Annotated in this window: 13 protein-coding genes; 5 read left to right on the top strand and 8 right to left on the bottom strand. The window is 38.2% G+C overall.

Annotated features, from left to right (window positions below):
- Positions 1-65: 65 nt before the first annotated feature.
- The 6 genes from AC4IF5_RS07690 to AC4IF5_RS07665 form a co-directional block, all read right to left on the bottom strand.
- Positions 66-2,099: an alpha/beta fold hydrolase gene (locus AC4IF5_RS07690; RefSeq protein ID WP_490733237.1), complete on the bottom strand. Its 2,034-nt coding sequence runs from the start codon at positions 2,097-2,099 to the stop codon at positions 66-68.
- 91 nt (positions 2,100-2,190) lie between these two features.
- Positions 2,191-3,309 carry an FAD-dependent monooxygenase gene (locus AC4IF5_RS07685; protein WP_490733235.1) on the bottom strand — a complete coding sequence of 373 codons (1,119 nt, stop codon included), beginning with the start codon at positions 3,307-3,309 and terminating at the stop codon, positions 2,191-2,193.
- Positions 3,310-3,687: 378 nt separating this feature from the next.
- Positions 3,688-4,188 (bottom strand): GNAT family N-acetyltransferase, encoded by a 501-nt coding sequence (locus tag AC4IF5_RS07680; protein ID WP_490733234.1) that lies wholly within the window; start codon positions 4,186-4,188, stop codon positions 3,688-3,690.
- A 15-nt stretch (positions 4,189-4,203) separates the two neighbouring features.
- The gene (locus AC4IF5_RS07675) at positions 4,204-4,794 is read right to left on the bottom strand and encodes a hypothetical protein (RefSeq protein ID WP_490733233.1); all 591 of its coding nucleotides are present in this window, start codon (positions 4,792-4,794) and stop codon (positions 4,204-4,206) included.
- A gap of 198 nt (positions 4,795-4,992) precedes the next feature.
- Positions 4,993-5,859 carry a sigma-70 family RNA polymerase sigma factor gene (locus AC4IF5_RS07670; protein WP_002979276.1) on the bottom strand — a complete coding sequence of 289 codons (867 nt, stop codon included), beginning with the start codon at positions 5,857-5,859 and terminating at the stop codon, positions 4,993-4,995.
- A gap of 319 nt (positions 5,860-6,178) precedes the next feature.
- Positions 6,179-6,970: a S1/P1 nuclease gene (locus tag AC4IF5_RS07665; RefSeq protein ID WP_490733228.1), complete on the bottom strand. Its 792-nt coding sequence runs from the start codon at positions 6,968-6,970 to the stop codon at positions 6,179-6,181.
- Between the two features lie 523 nt (positions 6,971-7,493).
- On the opposite strand from AC4IF5_RS07665, the gene AC4IF5_RS07660 reads away from it, so the two are divergent.
- The 4 genes from AC4IF5_RS07660 to AC4IF5_RS07645 all read left to right on the top strand — a co-directional run bounded on the left by AC4IF5_RS07660 (position 7,494) and on the right by AC4IF5_RS07645 (position 11,807).
- Positions 7,494-8,411 carry a type VI secretion system baseplate subunit TssG gene (locus AC4IF5_RS07660; RefSeq protein ID WP_490733227.1) on the top strand — a complete coding sequence of 306 codons (918 nt, stop codon included), beginning with the start codon at positions 7,494-7,496 and terminating at the stop codon, positions 8,409-8,411.
- A 54-nt stretch (positions 8,412-8,465) separates the two neighbouring features.
- Positions 8,466-9,368 (top strand): TssN family type VI secretion system protein, encoded by a 903-nt coding sequence (locus tag AC4IF5_RS07655; RefSeq protein ID WP_490733225.1) that lies wholly within the window; start codon positions 8,466-8,468, stop codon positions 9,366-9,368.
- 26 nt (positions 9,369-9,394) lie between these two features.
- A complete protein-coding gene (locus tag AC4IF5_RS07650; protein WP_490733223.1) occupies positions 9,395-10,534 on the top strand; it encodes a hypothetical protein in 1,140 nt (379 codons plus the stop codon).
- 100 nt (positions 10,535-10,634) lie between these two features.
- Complete coding sequence (locus AC4IF5_RS07645; RefSeq protein WP_490733221.1) at positions 10,635-11,807, top strand: aminotransferase class V-fold PLP-dependent enzyme; 1,173 nt, start codon at positions 10,635-10,637, stop codon at positions 11,805-11,807.
- 69 nt (positions 11,808-11,876) lie between these two features.
- Here AC4IF5_RS07645 and blaIND read toward each other — a convergent pair whose 3' ends face one another.
- Positions 11,877-12,596: an IND family subclass B1 metallo-beta-lactamase gene (gene blaIND, locus AC4IF5_RS07640; protein ID WP_490733219.1), complete on the bottom strand. Its 720-nt coding sequence runs from the start codon at positions 12,594-12,596 to the stop codon at positions 11,877-11,879.
- A gap of 301 nt (positions 12,597-12,897) precedes the next feature.
- Complete coding sequence (locus tag AC4IF5_RS07635; protein ID WP_490733217.1) at positions 12,898-13,551, bottom strand: metal-dependent transcriptional regulator; 654 nt, start codon at positions 13,549-13,551, stop codon at positions 12,898-12,900.
- Between the two features lie 236 nt (positions 13,552-13,787).
- On the opposite strand from AC4IF5_RS07635, the gene AC4IF5_RS07630 reads away from it, so the two are divergent.
- Positions 13,788-16,799 (top strand): reprolysin-like metallopeptidase, encoded by a 3,012-nt coding sequence (locus AC4IF5_RS07630; protein ID WP_490733215.1) that lies wholly within the window; start codon positions 13,788-13,790, stop codon positions 16,797-16,799.
- Positions 16,800-16,837: the final 38 nt, after the last annotated feature.

Raw genomic sequence — 16,837 nt, 5'->3', positions numbered from 1 at the left:
TGGTTAAAAAAACTAAAACCATCTCATAAAAATGAAATGGCTTTAGTTATTCTAGTTAAGATAGCTTATTTGGAAGCTCCCGCTGCTTTTTCACTTTTTGCGGGTGTATAAGTCACTTTTGAAATGTCAACAGTCATTTCTTTCAGACGTTTTGCAACATTTTCAGGCATTTCTTTCTGATATCTTCCTCCAATGACTTCAGCAAGGAATTTTTCTGTCTCAGCATACATTGCCATACTGTTAACAGGTTTACGGAATCCGTGACCTTCATCATCTGCCAGAATATAATTAACCTTTTTACCTTTGTCACGAAGAGCGATCACGATCTGATCCGCTTCAGCCTGCTTTACCCTTGGGTCATTGGCTCCCTGAACGATCAGTAATGGCTTGTTGATCTTCTCTACACTGAATAGCGGGCTTGCATCATGCATTCGCTTTTTACCTTCTTCAGTTCTTGGATCACCTACCATGCCATACAGGAATGCTCGGCCTGATTCCCAATAAGCAGGAACGGAATCCAACAGGGTGAATAGGTTGCTTGGCCCCACAATATCTACTCCTGCTGCATATAGATCCGGTGTGAATGCCAAACCTGCCAATGTTGCATATCCACCGTAGCTTCCTCCCATGATAACCACTTTGTTTTTATCTGCTATTCCCTGGTCGATCAGGTATTTTACACCCCATGTAATATCATCCTGCATCAGCTTTCCCCATTGCAGATCTCCTCCGTTCTGGAACTTTTTACCATAACCTCCACTTGCTCTGAAGTTAGGCTGTAGTACAGCATACCCTCTGTTGGCTAAAAACTGTACCGTTGAGTTATATCCCCAATAATCTCTCGGACCTTTCGGACCTCCGTGAACCAGGACTACTACGGGAACATTCTTTCCGGTTGATCCTGCCGGTAAGGTCAGATAAGCCGGAATTTCAAGTCCATCACTGCTTTTATAGGAAATAGGAGTCATAGCAGCCAGATACTTTTCAACTTTTTTCAATTCAGATCTTGGTGTATACTGGAAAATAAGCTGTTTGGTTTTGGCATCAAAGAAATAGGCTTCGGAAGCGTATTTGTCTCCTCCAACAGAGACAAGGAATTTAGAATAATCATTGGTGGAGCTTGCAAAGCCAACTTCTCTTCCCGGGAATTTACTTTGAAGGAATTTATAATTGTCTTCCCATGTTTTGTCTTTCCAGTAGTATTCGGTCTTATCTCCGGTATAAGAAGTAGAAATGACCTTCCTTGTATTTCTGTCCATAAATAACCCTCCGAAGTCTACTTTCCCTTTCGGATCACTTTCAACTTTGGTGATTTGTTTCGTTTTTGGATCCATCAGAAATAAAGTCGATTTATCCAGATCTCCTTTATTGGTTACCAGGTAGAATTTAGAATTATCTTCATTCCAGTTTGAGATGTAGGCACTTTCCGTTACAAGGGTTTCATATATAGGCGTTAACTTATCCCCATCTTTGTAAAAGAACTGTGTGGTCCCTTTATCATCTGTTTTGGATAAAACCCTAAGCTTTTCATCCCAATCGAAGTCATACCCTGTGATACGATCAGTGTTTTCAAAGATCTTTTTCATCTCACCTGTGGAGATCTTCAGTGAATACAGATCATGCCATGCTTTATCACGGTTATTAAGCCCAATCATCAGCAAATCAGGATCTTTTCTGCTTACCATATAGATCTGGGCAGTCACTTCTTTGAGAGGGGTTATATTCCTCGATGCAGGAACTCCGCTCGTTACTTTTGCCATAGGATCTACTGCAAAAATATTCATATTTTCATCTCCATTATTGTCTTTTATATACAGGATATATTTTCCATCTTCCGACCAGAAATAACCATTTAACGGCCTTTTGCTGTCAGTTAATGGGCGGGCCTTTTCAAAGGGCTCATCAATTTTTTTTACCCATATGTTCATGATACCGTCGTATTCTTTGGTAAATGAGATCCATTTTCCATCCGGACTGAGCTGCCCTCCGGAAATTTCAGGATTTCCAAAGAAGAGCCCTCTGTCCAGTAACGGGACATCCTGTGCCTGTGCTGTATTAAACCCTATCATTAAGAGCAATACATAAAAGATTTTTTTCATGTTTTTAATTTTTGATTGTTATTAATAGATTGATATTTATTTTCTTATCTTAAAGACTTATTCCTCTGAAAATTTTTTGAGAACCTAAGCTTTACATTTCGAGTTCTATGATCTTTTTCGCCATCTTCTGATTCATATTTTCCGGAATCAGGCTCATCAGGAAATTACGGATTGTATTTCCCCGTTCCCATTGAGAAACCTTTCCGATGGTCCGGCTTGTGCTGACAATATAATCTACTTTTTTTCTTCTGATCCTTTGAAATTCTTCAAAAACGGTATTGAAACCTTTGCTTTTCTCCAGCAATCTGCCGATGATATAAGCATCCTCAATAGCCTGGCAGGCTCCTTGTCCCAAATTCGGAGTGGTGGCATGGGCGGCATCACCGATCAGGCATAGGTTTTCAGCATACCATTTCGGGATAGGAGCAAGGTCTGAAATTTCATTACAGATCATATTTTCTTTTGCGGTCGCTTCAATAAGCTGTAAAACCAAGGGTGCATACTCTTTAAAAATATCGGTAAGCTGTAAATATCTGCCAAAACTTTTCTCGTTGATGCAGGCATACCAATATACTTTTTTCCTGGAAATCCTTACAAAACCAAAACGTTTCCCTTTTCCCCACATTTCAAATGCCTCATGGTGATATTGCTCCGGCAGTTCAAAATCAACTAAGCCCCGCCAGCATTTTTGTCCGGAACTGCGGATTGTCCCTGTTTTTAAGATCTGATTTCTGACAGGGGATTTTATACCGTCTGCTCCAAAGACGATCTTACTTTCAATTTGAATTCCGTTTTCAAAATCTAAAATATAATTTTCCTTTTTTTCGATCTTTAGTAACGAATGATCAAGTCTGATAGAGTTTACTTCTATATTTTCAGCAAGAATTTTCTGAAGTTCAGCCCGGTGAATCGCTACATTACATGATTTGTACTGAGTTTCCAGCTCAAGAATCTCTGTTTTTGAAAATGGTCTCAGGGATTCATCGGATAGGGTGACTTTGTGGATCTTGTTTCCTGCATTTTCAATTTTTTCTTTCAAACCCAACCGCTCAAAAACCTGCATAGCATTGACAGCCATCATGATTCCTGCTCCCACAGGTTTTATCTCCGGCGCAGATTCATAAATAGTAAAATCATATTCATGCTGCTTCAGAATATTTCCCAGGGTAAGTCCGCCAATTCCGGCTCCGATGATTGAGATGGTGTTCATGATCAGGGTGTTTATTTTTTTGCCACGATCGCACTAATAAATGATTGGTTTATTCGTAGCGATTATCATTTTCTTGCTGGGGTCAGAATGTATGGAGTCTTTAGCATTAAACTTTATCAGAGATAAAATCTTAGTGGTTTAAATACTTCATTATACATTAAGAGCCTGTTTAAATTTGTATTACAATATTATTTCTCGCTGATTTTGCAAATCTCGCTGATCTGATTTACGAATAATGATCTGCTGAATCGGGAAAATCTGCGGGAAAATAAAAAAATAAAGCATTAAATTAATTAGACAAAATTATTAGCAATTAGATTTAAACAGACTCTAAAAACCTTTGCAGCCTGACTTCTCCAAAATAATTTTCAAAAAGATCTATAATATCAAAATGTAGCTTTCCGAAACCTTTTTAAAGCCATATTTGCTGAAAAAGTTATGGGCTCCATGATTATTGACGCCACTTTCCAGAAGGATAAAACTGATATTCCAGCTTTTGGATTCCTGAATTGCCTTTTCCAGAAGCCTGCTGCCAAGAGACTGTCCTCTCACAGATTGGTCAAGAAGCATATCTTCTAAAATCGCATATTTTTTAAAAGGACTGTTGATCACATTGAAAACCACCATTCCTACAATTTCCCCGTTGTCATTTTCTGCAATTAAAATATTCAGTTTTGAGTTTCCGTCAGAATTAAAATCGGTGAGCAGCTGCTCTGTCAGGATCACTTCCAGGTCAGGATTCCAGTGATTGGAATCTACAGCTCTGCCAGACATCATTTCACCATGGGAAATATAAGAATCTGTTTTATGGGTGATAAAAAAATCTACCAGTTCTTTGATTCGTGCTTTATCAGTAAGCCATTTTGTAATATATTTCATGAGGTGTAACAGTGTTTATTTTAATTTTTTCAATTCTTCTAACAGCTTATTCTGCTTGTTGATAAAATTGTCCAGGCTATCGGTTTTTAAAGGATGGGCATTTTGGTATTTTTCAATTTCAGGAAGTGTTTTTCTGATTTTAAAAGCAGTGTAATAGCTATAAATGTATTGCTTGTTTTGGTTAATCTTATACTTAATGTCTTTTATTTTTTGAACTTTTAGAGAATATTTATCTGAGCTCATCTTTACAATATCAATGATCTCTTTTCTTAAAATTGAATCATTGATACTTTTTGCCTGATTTTCAGCGATTAAATAATAATCTTCTGAATTAGAAATAATTTTGCTATATATATCTTGTATTTTGTGAGCATCCTCTTGCATAGAATAAATTTTTTTATCAAGCTTATTTAATTTTTCATCATCTTTTATTCTTTCATAATAAATACCATCTAATATATCCTGAGTCTTACTTAATCTTTTGATTGGAATACTGGATTCTGTATTTTCAGCAGCCTTTTCTACAAGATTATCATCTTTAGGTTTGTTTTCTCTATAGGAAAGTACAGATAAAATCAATATGGGGGCGAAAAGTATTTTTTTCATAGTATGTTTTGTTTGATAATCAGCATTATATCCAGACTACTAAAATGAATCATTCCAATTCTATCACAAATTATTTAGAGGATATAATTTTAATTAGTTGAACAAACTTTGAAAAATGTTACATCAATTATAGAATTGGATGTAAATAAAAAGCGGAGCCTGAAACAGACTCCGCCTATAAAAATTGTTGCGCTAAAATTATTTACCTAAATAAGATTTCAGGATCTTGCTTCTGGTATTGTGTTTTAGTCTCTTAATTGCTTTTTCTTTGATCTGACGAACTCTCTCTCTTGTAAGATCGAAAGTCTCACCAATTTCCTCTAAAGTCATTGGGTGTTTTCCGTTCAGTCCGAAGTATAGTCTTACCAGGTCAGCCTCCCTTGGAGTCAAAGTGTTCAATGCTCTTTCGATCTCAATCTGCAGAGATTCCAGCATTAAATCTTTATCAGGACTTGGTGATTCCCCTGAACGTAGTACATCATAAAGATTAGAATCTTCACCTTCTACCAAAGGCGCGTCCATAGACAGGTGTCTTCCGGAGTTTTTCATAGATTCTTTAATATCCTCCTCGCTCATGTCAAGAACTTCAGCCAATTCTTCCGGAGAAGGTGGTCTTTCATTTTCCTGCTCAAGGTGAGCGTATGCTTTATTGATTTTATTGATGGAACCAATTTTGTTCAACGGAAGCCTTACAATTCTCGACTGCTCAGCCAACGCCTGTAAAATTGATTGACGGATCCACCATACTGCATAAGAGATAAATTTGAAACCTCTAGTTTCATCGTACCTTTTTGCCGCCTTCATCAATCCTAAGTTACCTTCATTGATCAAATCGGGTAAAGAAAGACCTTGGTTTTGGTATTGCTTGGATACAGAAACTACGAAACGAAGGTTGGCCTTGATTAATTTCTCCAATGCGGCTCTGTCGCCAGCACGTATTCTTTGTGCCAATTCTACTTCTTCGTCCGCAGTGATCAGTTCCACTTTACCAATTTCCTGCAAATACTTGTCTAATGAAGCAGTTTCCCTGTTGGTAACCTGCTTAGTGATTTTTAATTGTCTCATTTATTTTTATCCTCAAAAAAGAGTTACTATATAATATACGTTTGAAAAGATGAAAAGGTTACACAGGGGGTAATGTTTTTTGTAAAATGGGGTGAGAAGTAAGAGTCAAGAATCAAGAATCAAGAGTCAAGAGTCAAGATGAAAGATATAAGATTTCAGAGTATAGAATTAAAAGCAGGGAAGTGATTGGAGATAAACTTTAAACCTTGAACTCAAAACTTTAAACAAAAAAAACGAAACCGAAGTTCCGTTTTTATAGCTGCAAGCAATATTTTAAGCTGTAGTTGGTTGCTCTTAACTGTTAGCCGGCAACCGGCAGCTAAAACAAATCATTCAATACTTTCGCCAGTCTCAATCCTCCGTACAGAAGCTGTCTCTCAAGGACATCATTGAATTTATACTGGTAATCGTAAGATAGTTTTGATCCGTCAGGAGTCTGTGCATAGATCCTGTTGGCGATTTTGTGGGAATCATACAGCCAGTCTTCTAATGTTCCGGACTGGATCTGCGCTACTTCTTCCTTAGATTTGATGTCTAAAAGTTTGGAATACTCCGTATAGCTGTATTTTTGAGAATCCACTAACTTTCCGTCCCAAACAGAATGTAAGTTGGTTTTATCCCCGAAATACGTAACATTGATCTTGTTGCCGCCCAAATCCTCAGCTCTTCCTACGTGTAACGGCTGTGCAAGATCTCCCATAATATGGATCAGGAATATCAAAGCGATCTTTCTGTCTTTTGCTGAAGTTTTTTCATCCCTGATCTGGGTGGACAGGGTATTTACCTGGGTGTAAAGACTTGGTCCGGCCTGCATTTTTAAATTGTGTTCAAAAGCTTTGAAATCAGTTTGCGGATCAATATTTACATAATGCCATGATGAAGCCTGCTTCCAGACACCGGTCGTATCAGACTTGATGAAATCCGGCCAGTTGGCCCAATAAGCAAGACGTTCCCTGCCCATTATTTTTTTAATCTCTCTTCTTGCCTTTCCGGAAAGGTGATTTTCTGCGATCTCCGCAATTACTCTGTGCCCGGTGAGTCCCCACGCATAAGAATAAAGTGAAGAGGAAATGAATGCTAAAATCAGAATTTTAGAATAAATACTTTTCATTTTAAATAACAATTTTCAGTCTGCAAAGATACGGCCCACTTTCCGAATGAGCATACATTATCCCGGATTTATTATATAGGATGGTGTTAATAAAATTTAATCTAAATAAAATGGAGGAGATGTGGTAGATTTGTCTTGGGTTTAAGAGAATCAAGAGTCAAGAGTCAAGAGTCAAGAAGAAAGATGTGAGATAACAGGCATTAGACATCAGACTATAGAGCTGGAACCAAGAATAGAAAAAGGTAGGCATTGAACTTTACCTTCCCCAATTGTTAACCAGCAATCAGCAACTGATCTTTAAACAGCTGATCCTGAACATTGAACATTAAATCTTCAATTTTAAGCCCGGATGCTTTTTACCGTATTTTTACGGAAATTACTGAAAATTTTTCCTTTTAATGTCAATAAATTAGTATTTTTAGAATAAAATTATTGGTAAATTATTTTTTCAAACTTACGAGATATATTATCTTTACAAGTCATAATCAGAGGAAACACTATGTATGAGAATAATATTGTAGACATGCATTACAATAAGCTGCAGACAGACTTTAAGGCTGAGGCTGTGGCGGTAAACCTTTTGAAGTACCATCGGACGGTAAGCAATATATTCATTGAGCGGGTTGGAGTGAATGACCGTGCTTATCTGAAAGATATTAAGAGTATTTCAAGCAGTTATTTGGGTTTTGACGAGGAAGTATACACGATAGAGAGCTACAGGGAAGGTATTTACGATTATCTTCCGGAAGGGTTGTTCCATCCACCGTCTCTCGGAGCTTCCAGGAAAAACGTAGATACTGTGGTAAGGGAGATCCGGAAACAGAAAAGGGTAGAAGATGATGCCCGTAAGTTTTTCCGTCCTTTTGAGCTGGAGATATTTTTTACCGAGATCAGTGCTTTGCTCAAAGAGTCTGAATTTGACATTACAAGCAATACGGATTCATTGATGGAGACTGTGAGTGAGCTATGGCCGCTTATTAAGATGCTGGATAAGCAGAATGCCTATATTTTTATGCATATTTTGCCTTTTTTCCATCAGATCAGAGGAGACAAAAGATGGTTTGAGAGATGTATGACGGCTTTTCTGCAGGTACCTGTAGAAGTGACTTTCTCTCCCAATGTGATCGATGGGATCGAGAAGAATGACGACTCTATGCTATTGGGAAATTCAAGATTGGGAGTTACCTATATCCCCAGCGGGAAGCATATGGACGGGGAGCGGAACTGGGTGATCAATATAGGCCCGATTCCTTATGAGGATATGAAAAAATATATTCCGGGAAGCCCATTCAGAAAAGTGCTTCAGGCACTGTATGATTATTTTCTTCCGGTCACCGTAGATATTGAGGAGAATTTTGTCACAGAAAAAGTAGCATATTCTTTCAGCCTTGAGGATGATGAGAGAAATGCGAGCCGTCTTGGATACTCTACATTCCTCTAATTTATTTTATTATATTTACAACTACCAACAAAGTATAAATTCGAAAAGAAACAAATGGAAATCTCTTCAGTAAAAGGTATTTTTCTAAGGTACATCTTAATGCCTTTGATCGCGATCATTATGACGGTTATACTGGGTGTAATCAGACGAAACAAACCTGCAATAAAAATTAAAGTAATTATTGTATACGTTCTTCTGTGCAGCTTATGTCTGGCTTTACCAGGTGTTTTCGGATTTGCCGGAAATCTTTTTAATCCGTACTGGTATCTCATTGCACAGGTTATCTACCTTATATTTGGGATCATCCACGTTAATTTATTGCATAAATATTTCAAAAAACATATCGAATCTCTGTCCATGAGCATTTTGTTTGAATCTATACTTTCACTGACCTGTATAGTTTTGGGCGGATACCTGTTTACATTGCTTTTCAACTGGATGAGCAGAGGAACAGGATATGCAGTAATGGCTGCGACGAGTATGCTGATCTTTCTGGTTCCGATGGTATTTTATTACTGCTATATTCAGTTTATCAGCATTCCTTTTGATATCTATAAGACCTGGAGATATTCTCCTGAGCAGAAGCTTCCTGATTTTGAAGGAGCAGATTTTGACCGATTAATGGTTCTGAATGTTGAACTGAGCAAAAAGCTGGAAGATGCCAACCGCTTCAGAATTAAAGCCAAAACCCTTCCAACGGGAGTTACTTTCGGAGATTGGTTTTACAGAGTAGTAGATGATTACAACCATAAGAATCCGGGATCTGTTATTCATTTGTCTGATGAAGGCAATGAGCCGTATTACTGGATCTTTTATACTAAAAAATCTTTTTTCAGCTTTAGAAAATACATAGATTTCGACCAGGACATCACGGCGAACAGCATTTCTGAAAATGAAGTGGTGATTTGTAAAAGAGTCATTCAGCATGAAGAGGAGGGAGTTGTAAGAAAGTCATAATCACAAAAAATTAAAAAGTATTTAACATGATACAGCCTATTAAACATTTTGCAATCAACTGGGTGGATGGGATGAAGGTTTCCCAAAGGCACCTTAATGATCAGGATAATTTCTTAATTGATACCATCAGAGATTCCAACTCACTTGGGATCACTACATATAACTACGGGCTTTTGCCAATCTCTAATGAATTTACGGATAGAACCATCTTTGATGTTCACAATACAGCAACCAATGATGTACAGCTTGTGATCAAGCGTTGCAGCGCTGTTACGATGGCGGGCTACCGTATTGAGCTGACAGACAGAAGGATCAGTGTGAAGTCCTTGGCGAAATCCATGAACGAAGAGCAGGCGGATGGTGAGTATTATATTCTCATTTCTGTAAACCCGTTTGATAAAGTTCCTTTCGGGGATATTGATCCCGAAGAAATTCCACCCCGCCATCCGAGTGCACAGCCGAATCACCACATCGAACTGCTTCCTGTCACTTCGCTGAACAGCAGCTATTCAGGAGGAAATTATCTGATCATCGGAAAGGTAGATTTAAAAGCGAATATTGCTCAGGTAGATTCTAACTTTATTCCTCCGTGTACTTCTATTCAGAGTCATCCGGCTTTGGTAGATTATTACAGCAGCTTTGCGAAGTCTATCGGAAACCTGCAGCAATATGCCTTTAAGATCATTCAGAAGGCATCCCATAAGAACCAGAATACAGCATTGGCACAAAACGTTAAATTCCTGTGCAGCACAATGGTGAATACTTTCGGAGATATGTATTTCCAGTTCAGAAATATTACGCCCTGGCAGCCCCCTGTGTTTTTGATCGAATCTTTTGCAAGGCTGGCGCTTCATTTATACAATTCCACTCAGCTTCTCGTTCCTGCGGAGCTGGAAGAAATGCTGAACTATAGTCTGGAATGGAGTGAGATCGCACCACATACCTTACTGAACCAGCTTTCTATTGTTGCAGAAACCAATTATGACCACCACAACTGTGGAGAGCCGTTGCTTTATATCCAGCAAATGCTGAGAAGCCTGGAAACTATTTTCGCTAAACTGAGCGAGCTTGACTATATCGGTCAGAGAAAAGAAAATATCATCGTGAACGAGCAGGAGGTTTCTACCAATACGAATCCGAAGAGAGGATGGAGTGTTTTAGATTAACACTGCCCATTAAAATACAGATCCCGGATGAAAATTCGGGATTTTTTGTTGTTGATGAAAAGATTAAAAGCCAATTAATAATTGTCAGTAAAAAGGTAGCATGGATATGAATTTAGATTTGATAAGAGAGGATACGGTGGGTTGCTCAGACAAAATATTTTTAAACAGTGCAGGTTCGTCGTTAATGCCTAAGCCCGTTGTTGAAACAATGGTTAATTATTTACATGAAGAGCAGCGGCTTAGCGGTTATATAACGGCTGCTAAAAATGAAGAACAGATCAGTCAGTTTTATGAAGAAGCTGCGAGATTGATCAATTCTGCATCCAGGAATATCGCTTTTACAACCAGCTCCACAGATGGCTACGCAAAGGCGCTGTCAAGTATTTCCTTTAATCAGGGAGACTGTATTATTACCACCAATGACGATTATATTTCCAACCAGATCGCTTTTATCTCCTTACAGAAAAAATTCAATATTGAAATTGTAAGGGTTGCCAATCTTCCTGATCATGAGCTGGACCTTGAAGATTTTGAAAGGCTCATTAAAAAGCATCATCCTAAGTTGGTTGCAGTAACCCATATTCCTACCAATTCCGGATTAATTCAGAACGTGGAAGGCGTAGGAAATCTCTGCCGCCGTTATGATGTTCTCTACCTTGTAGATGCCTGTCAGTCGGTAGGGCAGCTTGTTGTGGATGTTGAAAAGATACAGTGTGATTTCCTGACAGCAACAGGTAGAAAATTTATGAGAGGGCCAAGAGGTGTTGGTTTTTTATATGTTTCAGACCGTGTTCTGGGTCTTGGGATGGCTCCTTTGTTTCCGGACAGTATGGGAGCACGCTGGACTGCTTTCAACGATTATGAATTAAATGAAACGGCCAAAAGATTTGAACTTTGGGAAAGGTGTAACGCTAATCTTCTTGGTTTTAAAGAAGCTTTACGGTATGCGAATCATGTAGGTATGCAAAATATCGAAACTTACAACCGTAAATTAGCTGAGACATTGAGAGCAAACCTTAGCGGGAATGGGTTTAAAGTTCTTGATCAGGGAAACAGGCTGAGCAGCATCGTTACTTTCTGTGATCAGAACAATCAAATCGAAGCTATTGAAAAAGTGCTGAAGGAGAATCATGTGTATTTTACCGTAAGTAAGAAAAGTAACGCGCTCATTGATTTTACGGTAAAGAATGTTGAAAGTGCCATCCGGCTGTCACCCCATTATTTTAATACATCAGAAGAAATCGAAAGAATTACTGAGGTTTTAAGAAGATAAGTTCGCTGATACTTGCAGAAATATAAAGACCTGGCAATTATTGTCAGGTCTTTGTGTTTGATAGGGTTTTTATTTTTTGTTAAGAAGCTCCAGGGTACGTTCTACATGTCCGCCTCCTTTCCATTCATCATGCCCGGGAAGGATCAGGGTTGCCTGTGAATACCTGGCTTTCAGCTTTTCCATGGTTTGTGGCCATTGTTCAATGTTGGCTTCTCCGGTATAGCCCAGGTCGGTAGCCTCTCTGCTTTTTACCAGACATCCGCCGTCCAGTACATTATATTTTGGAAACCACACGACTACATTGTCGGCAGTATGTCCTTCTCCAAGAAAATCTACTATGAATTCTTCTCCTCCGATACGATAAGTTTTCCCTGTTTTTATGATTTGAGTGGAAGTTGCTTTGCCTTCTTTCTTCAGGAATTCATTCGTTTTTGCTGTGGCATAGGTTTTAATTCCTTTATTATTGTAAAAGCTAAGATCACCTGCTCTGTCAGTATGTGAGTGGGTAGCAAATACCGCGATAACAGGTACATTGTGACGTTTTTTTATCGTATCCATCAGACTCTGGTACTGTACTTTTTCCCACGGAACATCAAATAAGACCGCCCCTTTTTTAGTAACAAGATACATCGAATTGGCAGAATATTCTTTGCCGCCGAATACGCCAAACGTTTTGTATATATATAAATTGGGTTTTATCGGAGGTTCAATAACAAAATCTTTTACCTGAGCGTTTGCAAAAGGGCTCAGCAGCATCGAAACAATAAAGAATTGAATACTTTTTTTCATAATTTTAAAGGAATAAATAAATGTTAAACCTGTCGGAAGAGTAAATTCCGGACAGAAAGTTTTACAAACCTAATAAAATAAAAATCTCCAACTTTTTATATGAAAGAGTTTAACCGTTTTTTAACAGTTAGAGAAGTTCCGGGTATGTGATTTTACTGGGAGACTGTTGTAAGCAGCCCCGGCCAATCAAAGATTTAACCGCTTCATATGATTTATTATCTGCCACTGATGCATGGATAAAGAAGACCGCTGAATCAGTGACTAAAAAAGCTGTCTCATTTTTTGAAACAGCCTTTTGTTATTATTTTTTTACCAATATTTTTTCCGTAGCCTTTTTACTGAGAATTTCTTTCTTACCCTCAATTTCTATTGTCATTGATTTGTCGAAATTTTCAATCTTAATAATTTTCACCTGGGTATTCAGAAGAAGCTTTCTGTCGTTCAGATAGCTTAAAAAAGCATCATCTGAAAGGGTTACCGAAGCAAAAACTACTGTTTCTCCGGTTTCACAGCTGCTTAGTTTCTGCAGATCCTGAGAAATAATGTTTCCGTCCTTATCCGGAATGGGCTCACCGTGCGGATCAAATTTAGGATAATCCAGGATTTCATCCATCTTGTCAAAGAAAATCTGGGAATGCACATGCTCCAGCTGTTCGGCAATTTCATGAACATTTTCCCATCCGAAATTCATTTTTTTGACTAAAAACATTTCGGTAAGCCTGTGTTTACGGACTACAAGAGCCGCTTCACGTCTTCCGCTTTCTGTAACGACCAGAGGCTTATAGGTTTCATAGATGACCCATTTCTTTTCTGCAAATTTTTTCATCATGTTATTAACGCTCGGCATTTTTACATTCAAAAATTTGCTGAGTTCATTAATGGTCACCTTACCTTCATTGTCAACTAAATGAAACAAAGCTTTCAGGTAATTTTCTTCTGTTAGGGTTGTTTTCAAAATGTTAGATGATTTTCAATACAAATCTAACAAAATAATATTAAAATTAGTATTGCTATATAGAAAACTTACAGCTTTTAGTATTTATAATTACGCTATTTTTAATGTAAATTATTTTTAATAATGTGTGTTTTTGTTGTTTTTTATAAGAATTTGCTATTAAAATAGAATTTTTTTTTGTTTTGTCACAGGTGTGTTAATTATTATTTATCTTTGATTTACGTAAAATCGCAGCAATGAAATTAAAAATTACTTTTCTTTCGATCTGCGCATCCTTCTTTATGAATGCGCAGATACTGAACACTAATGGTTTAAGTAGTGATGACCTTCCGGGAACAACTTTTAAACTCAATATTGAAGACTTCAGGAGAAGTGTTGCCATTAACAGAGAAAATTCTAAAAAAGTTAGTGGTCAATCTATTGTATTAACGCTTATTGACGGTACTAAAAAGGAGTTTATTTTATCTGAGAATAATCTTTTGAACAGAAGACTTGATGACATTATTACTTTTGACGGATATTCAAAGGACAAACAAGAGAAGATAAAACTTACTCTGGCAGGCAATGAGATTTCCGCAATGATTAAGTCCGGCAAAGGATACTATATCGTTGAGCCTTATAAAACTAAAAAAGGAGAATATCGTATTTATGATTCTTTTGAGATGTTTGGTGAAAAATTTACGTGCGGAGCTGATGAAAATGATTTTAAAGAGAGTCTGGAAGCTGTTGCCAAAGGGCTGAATGTTCAGAAATCGGTGTCGGGATTCCCTTATGGAAGCTCATTGAAAACTTTCAGGATGGCAGTGGCAACGACCGGTGAATTTACAGCCGCTTTTGGAAATCAGGATGCCGCACTTGGAGAGCTGGTGGCTATGATGAACCTCATTAATCAGATTTATGAATCAGAACTATCTATTTCTTTTTCACTGATCGATAAAACAGTCAATAAGACCCTGATTTTTACGGATGCAGCTACAGATCCTTTTACAGTAAGTCCGTCTTTTGCCTCGGCGGCAAACTCGCAGTCAGGATTTGACACTATGAATACGAACGGAACTCTTCCGTATGCTGATTATGACATTGGCCATACCTTTAATATTATGCCTGGTACAACAGGTAGCGCTCAGGGACAAGCCGGACCCCGTCCTTGTACGGCATCCCTCAAAGCAAGAGCATGGAGCCAATGGACGCTTTCGATGCCGAAGTCGTTATCTGCAAACCTGATCGTACATGAAATGGGACATCAGTTCGGGGCAGGCCATACTTATAATGCTGTAGGAGGGACTCCTTCAAGCCCTACATTCTGTACTTCCGGATGGAACTCTGCAGCAGCGGTAGAACCAGGTTCTGGATCTACCATAATGGCCTATAAAAATAATTGTACGACTCCAAATGATCAAACCAATACAGGAAATAACGGCTTGAATTACTTCCATGCCAAAAGTATTGACCAGATATTAAATACGCTTGCAGTGTCTTCAACCTGCTATACTTCTGTTACGGTAAATAATACACCTCCTTCTGCCAATGCGGGAAATACGGGTATCAGTATTCCAAAAAATACTCCTTTTAAATTGAAAGGAATAGGAAGTGATGCGGAAGATACCAACCTTTCATACACCTGGGATCAGGTAGATGTGGCTACTGCTAATGATAGAGGTGCTTTTGGAAGCACTATTAACGGAAGTGGTGGATATTCTGCAGTAAACAGTACAACGGCACCGTTGTTCAGATCTGAGCAGAGTACCACAACCACTGAGCGATATTTCCCTAAAATGAAGTTTGTTCTGGACAACCAGAATAATCCTCCTGTTAACGAAGCAGAGGCGCTCCCTTTGGTAGCAAGAACAATGACGATGAGATTTACGGTAAGGGATAACAGTGTAGTTTCAGGCGGTGCCGATTCTGATCAGGTTGTGGTGACTGTAACCAATCAGGGACCTTTAACGGTTACATATCCTAATTCAAATGTTACGGTGGATGCTGAAACAAACATCAATGTAACATGGGATGTAAACCAGACCAATGTCTTAAAAAACACGGTCAATATCCTTCTTTCCACTGACGGAGGAGATACTTTCCCCTATACACTTGCTTCAGATGTTCCTAATAATGGAACGGCTACGGTAGCTTTGCCATTTGTTCCCTATACAGATAAAGCAAGAATTAAGGTTACTGCTGTAATTAATGATTATGCAGAATTTTTTGATGTGTCCAATACTAATTTTATCATCAACTCCGATTGTAATGCTTTCCAGACTATAATGGTAGAAAATCCAAAGTTGGTAACAGCAATACAGGGAAGCCCGGAAGCTAATCTTAATCTGCTGCCGCAAACTCCGTCTAATGATACCTATCATTCTAAAACACTAACTTTTGATGCGGCTAATATGAGCCCAAGTAGCTGGTATATATATAATCAGACGCAAACGGCTCCTCATCTGCTTAATTCAAGTGCAAGTATGCTGCCTTTCAGAATTAAAGTAACGGAAACCGGAAATTATACGCTAAGCTATCCTTCTCCCAGTGGAGTGGCTGTTACCCTATATAAAGGAAATCAGACAGGAACGTCTAATTTCTTAACTTCCAACGCGGTTTATTCCGGAACCGGAACCAGCTTTACGTATTACAGATCATTCAATGTAAACCTGGAAAAGGGGACAGAATATTTCGTGACCACCAGAAACCTGAGCAGTACACCGGCAGGATCAAGTGTTGTGCTTAGCATTAACGGACCTGGAAAATTCTATGCTATTGTAGATGCGCCTGCCGGAGTTAATTTCACTTATGCAGCCATTAATACTGCTACCAATACGATCATTGCTACAAGCTCCACAGCGAACTTTACAACTTTACCTGTAGGAACATATACCGTTCAGGGAATTTCATTTACCGGAGCAGAAAGTACCTTGCTTAATAAGTCTATTGCTGAGCTTGATCAAGCCAAAGCCTGCTACCAATTAAGTAAAAACAATATTACCTTACATATTACTTCCACATTGAGTACCATAGAGCCTGACAAAAAACAAATCGGCCTGGTTCCGAATCCTGTAAAAGATTATCTTCAGGTGCATAGTGATGAAAAAATCACTCATTATGAGATTTATGATATTTCAGGAAGACTGATGGAGAATAATACGATGAATGCTTCAGAAATCAACTTCTCTAAATTTAAAACAGGAGTCTATATGTTAAAATTATTAAATGGTAAAACTTTGATTCACCAATCAAAAATTATCAAGAAATAACAGACAATACACATGTAAAGAGGGCTATATCAATATAG

It is taken from the genome of Chryseobacterium sp. UF-290, from assembly GCF_058245615.1.
The sequence above is the reverse complement of the archived record's forward strand: the minus strand, read 5'-3'. Positions and strand labels throughout refer to the sequence as shown.

Excerpts from the sequence above, each read along its gene's own strand:
- AC4IF5_RS07655 (WP_490733225.1), top strand. The coding sequence starts at position 8,466 with ATGGAAATCTCTTCAGTAAAAGGTATTTTTCTAAGGTACATCTTAATG.
- AC4IF5_RS07650 (WP_490733223.1), top strand. The coding sequence starts at position 9,395 with ATGATACAGCCTATTAAACATTTTGCAATCAACTGGGTGGATGGGATG.
- AC4IF5_RS07685 (WP_490733235.1), bottom strand. The coding sequence starts at position 3,309 with ATGAACACCATCTCAATCATCGGAGCCGGAATTGGCGGACTTACCCTG.
- AC4IF5_RS07680 (WP_490733234.1), bottom strand. The coding sequence starts at position 4,188 with ATGAAATATATTACAAAATGGCTTACTGATAAAGCACGAATCAAAGAA.
- AC4IF5_RS07675 (WP_490733233.1), bottom strand. The coding sequence starts at position 4,794 with ATGAAAAAAATACTTTTCGCCCCCATATTGATTTTATCTGTACTTTCC.
- AC4IF5_RS07630 (WP_490733215.1), top strand. The coding sequence starts at position 13,788 with ATGAAATTAAAAATTACTTTTCTTTCGATCTGCGCATCCTTCTTTATG.
- AC4IF5_RS07645 (WP_490733221.1), top strand. The coding sequence starts at position 10,635 with ATGGATATGAATTTAGATTTGATAAGAGAGGATACGGTGGGTTGCTCA.
- blaIND (WP_490733219.1), bottom strand. The coding sequence starts at position 12,596 with ATGAAAAAAAGTATTCAATTCTTTATTGTTTCGATGCTGCTGAGCCCT.
- AC4IF5_RS07670 (WP_002979276.1), bottom strand. The coding sequence starts at position 5,859 with ATGAGACAATTAAAAATCACTAAGCAGGTTACCAACAGGGAAACTGCT.
- AC4IF5_RS07660 (WP_490733227.1), top strand. The coding sequence starts at position 7,494 with ATGCATTACAATAAGCTGCAGACAGACTTTAAGGCTGAGGCTGTGGCG.
- AC4IF5_RS07665 (WP_490733228.1), bottom strand. The coding sequence starts at position 6,970 with ATGAAAAGTATTTATTCTAAAATTCTGATTTTAGCATTCATTTCCTCT.
- AC4IF5_RS07690 (WP_490733237.1), bottom strand. The coding sequence starts at position 2,099 with ATGAAAAAAATCTTTTATGTATTGCTCTTAATGATAGGGTTTAATACA.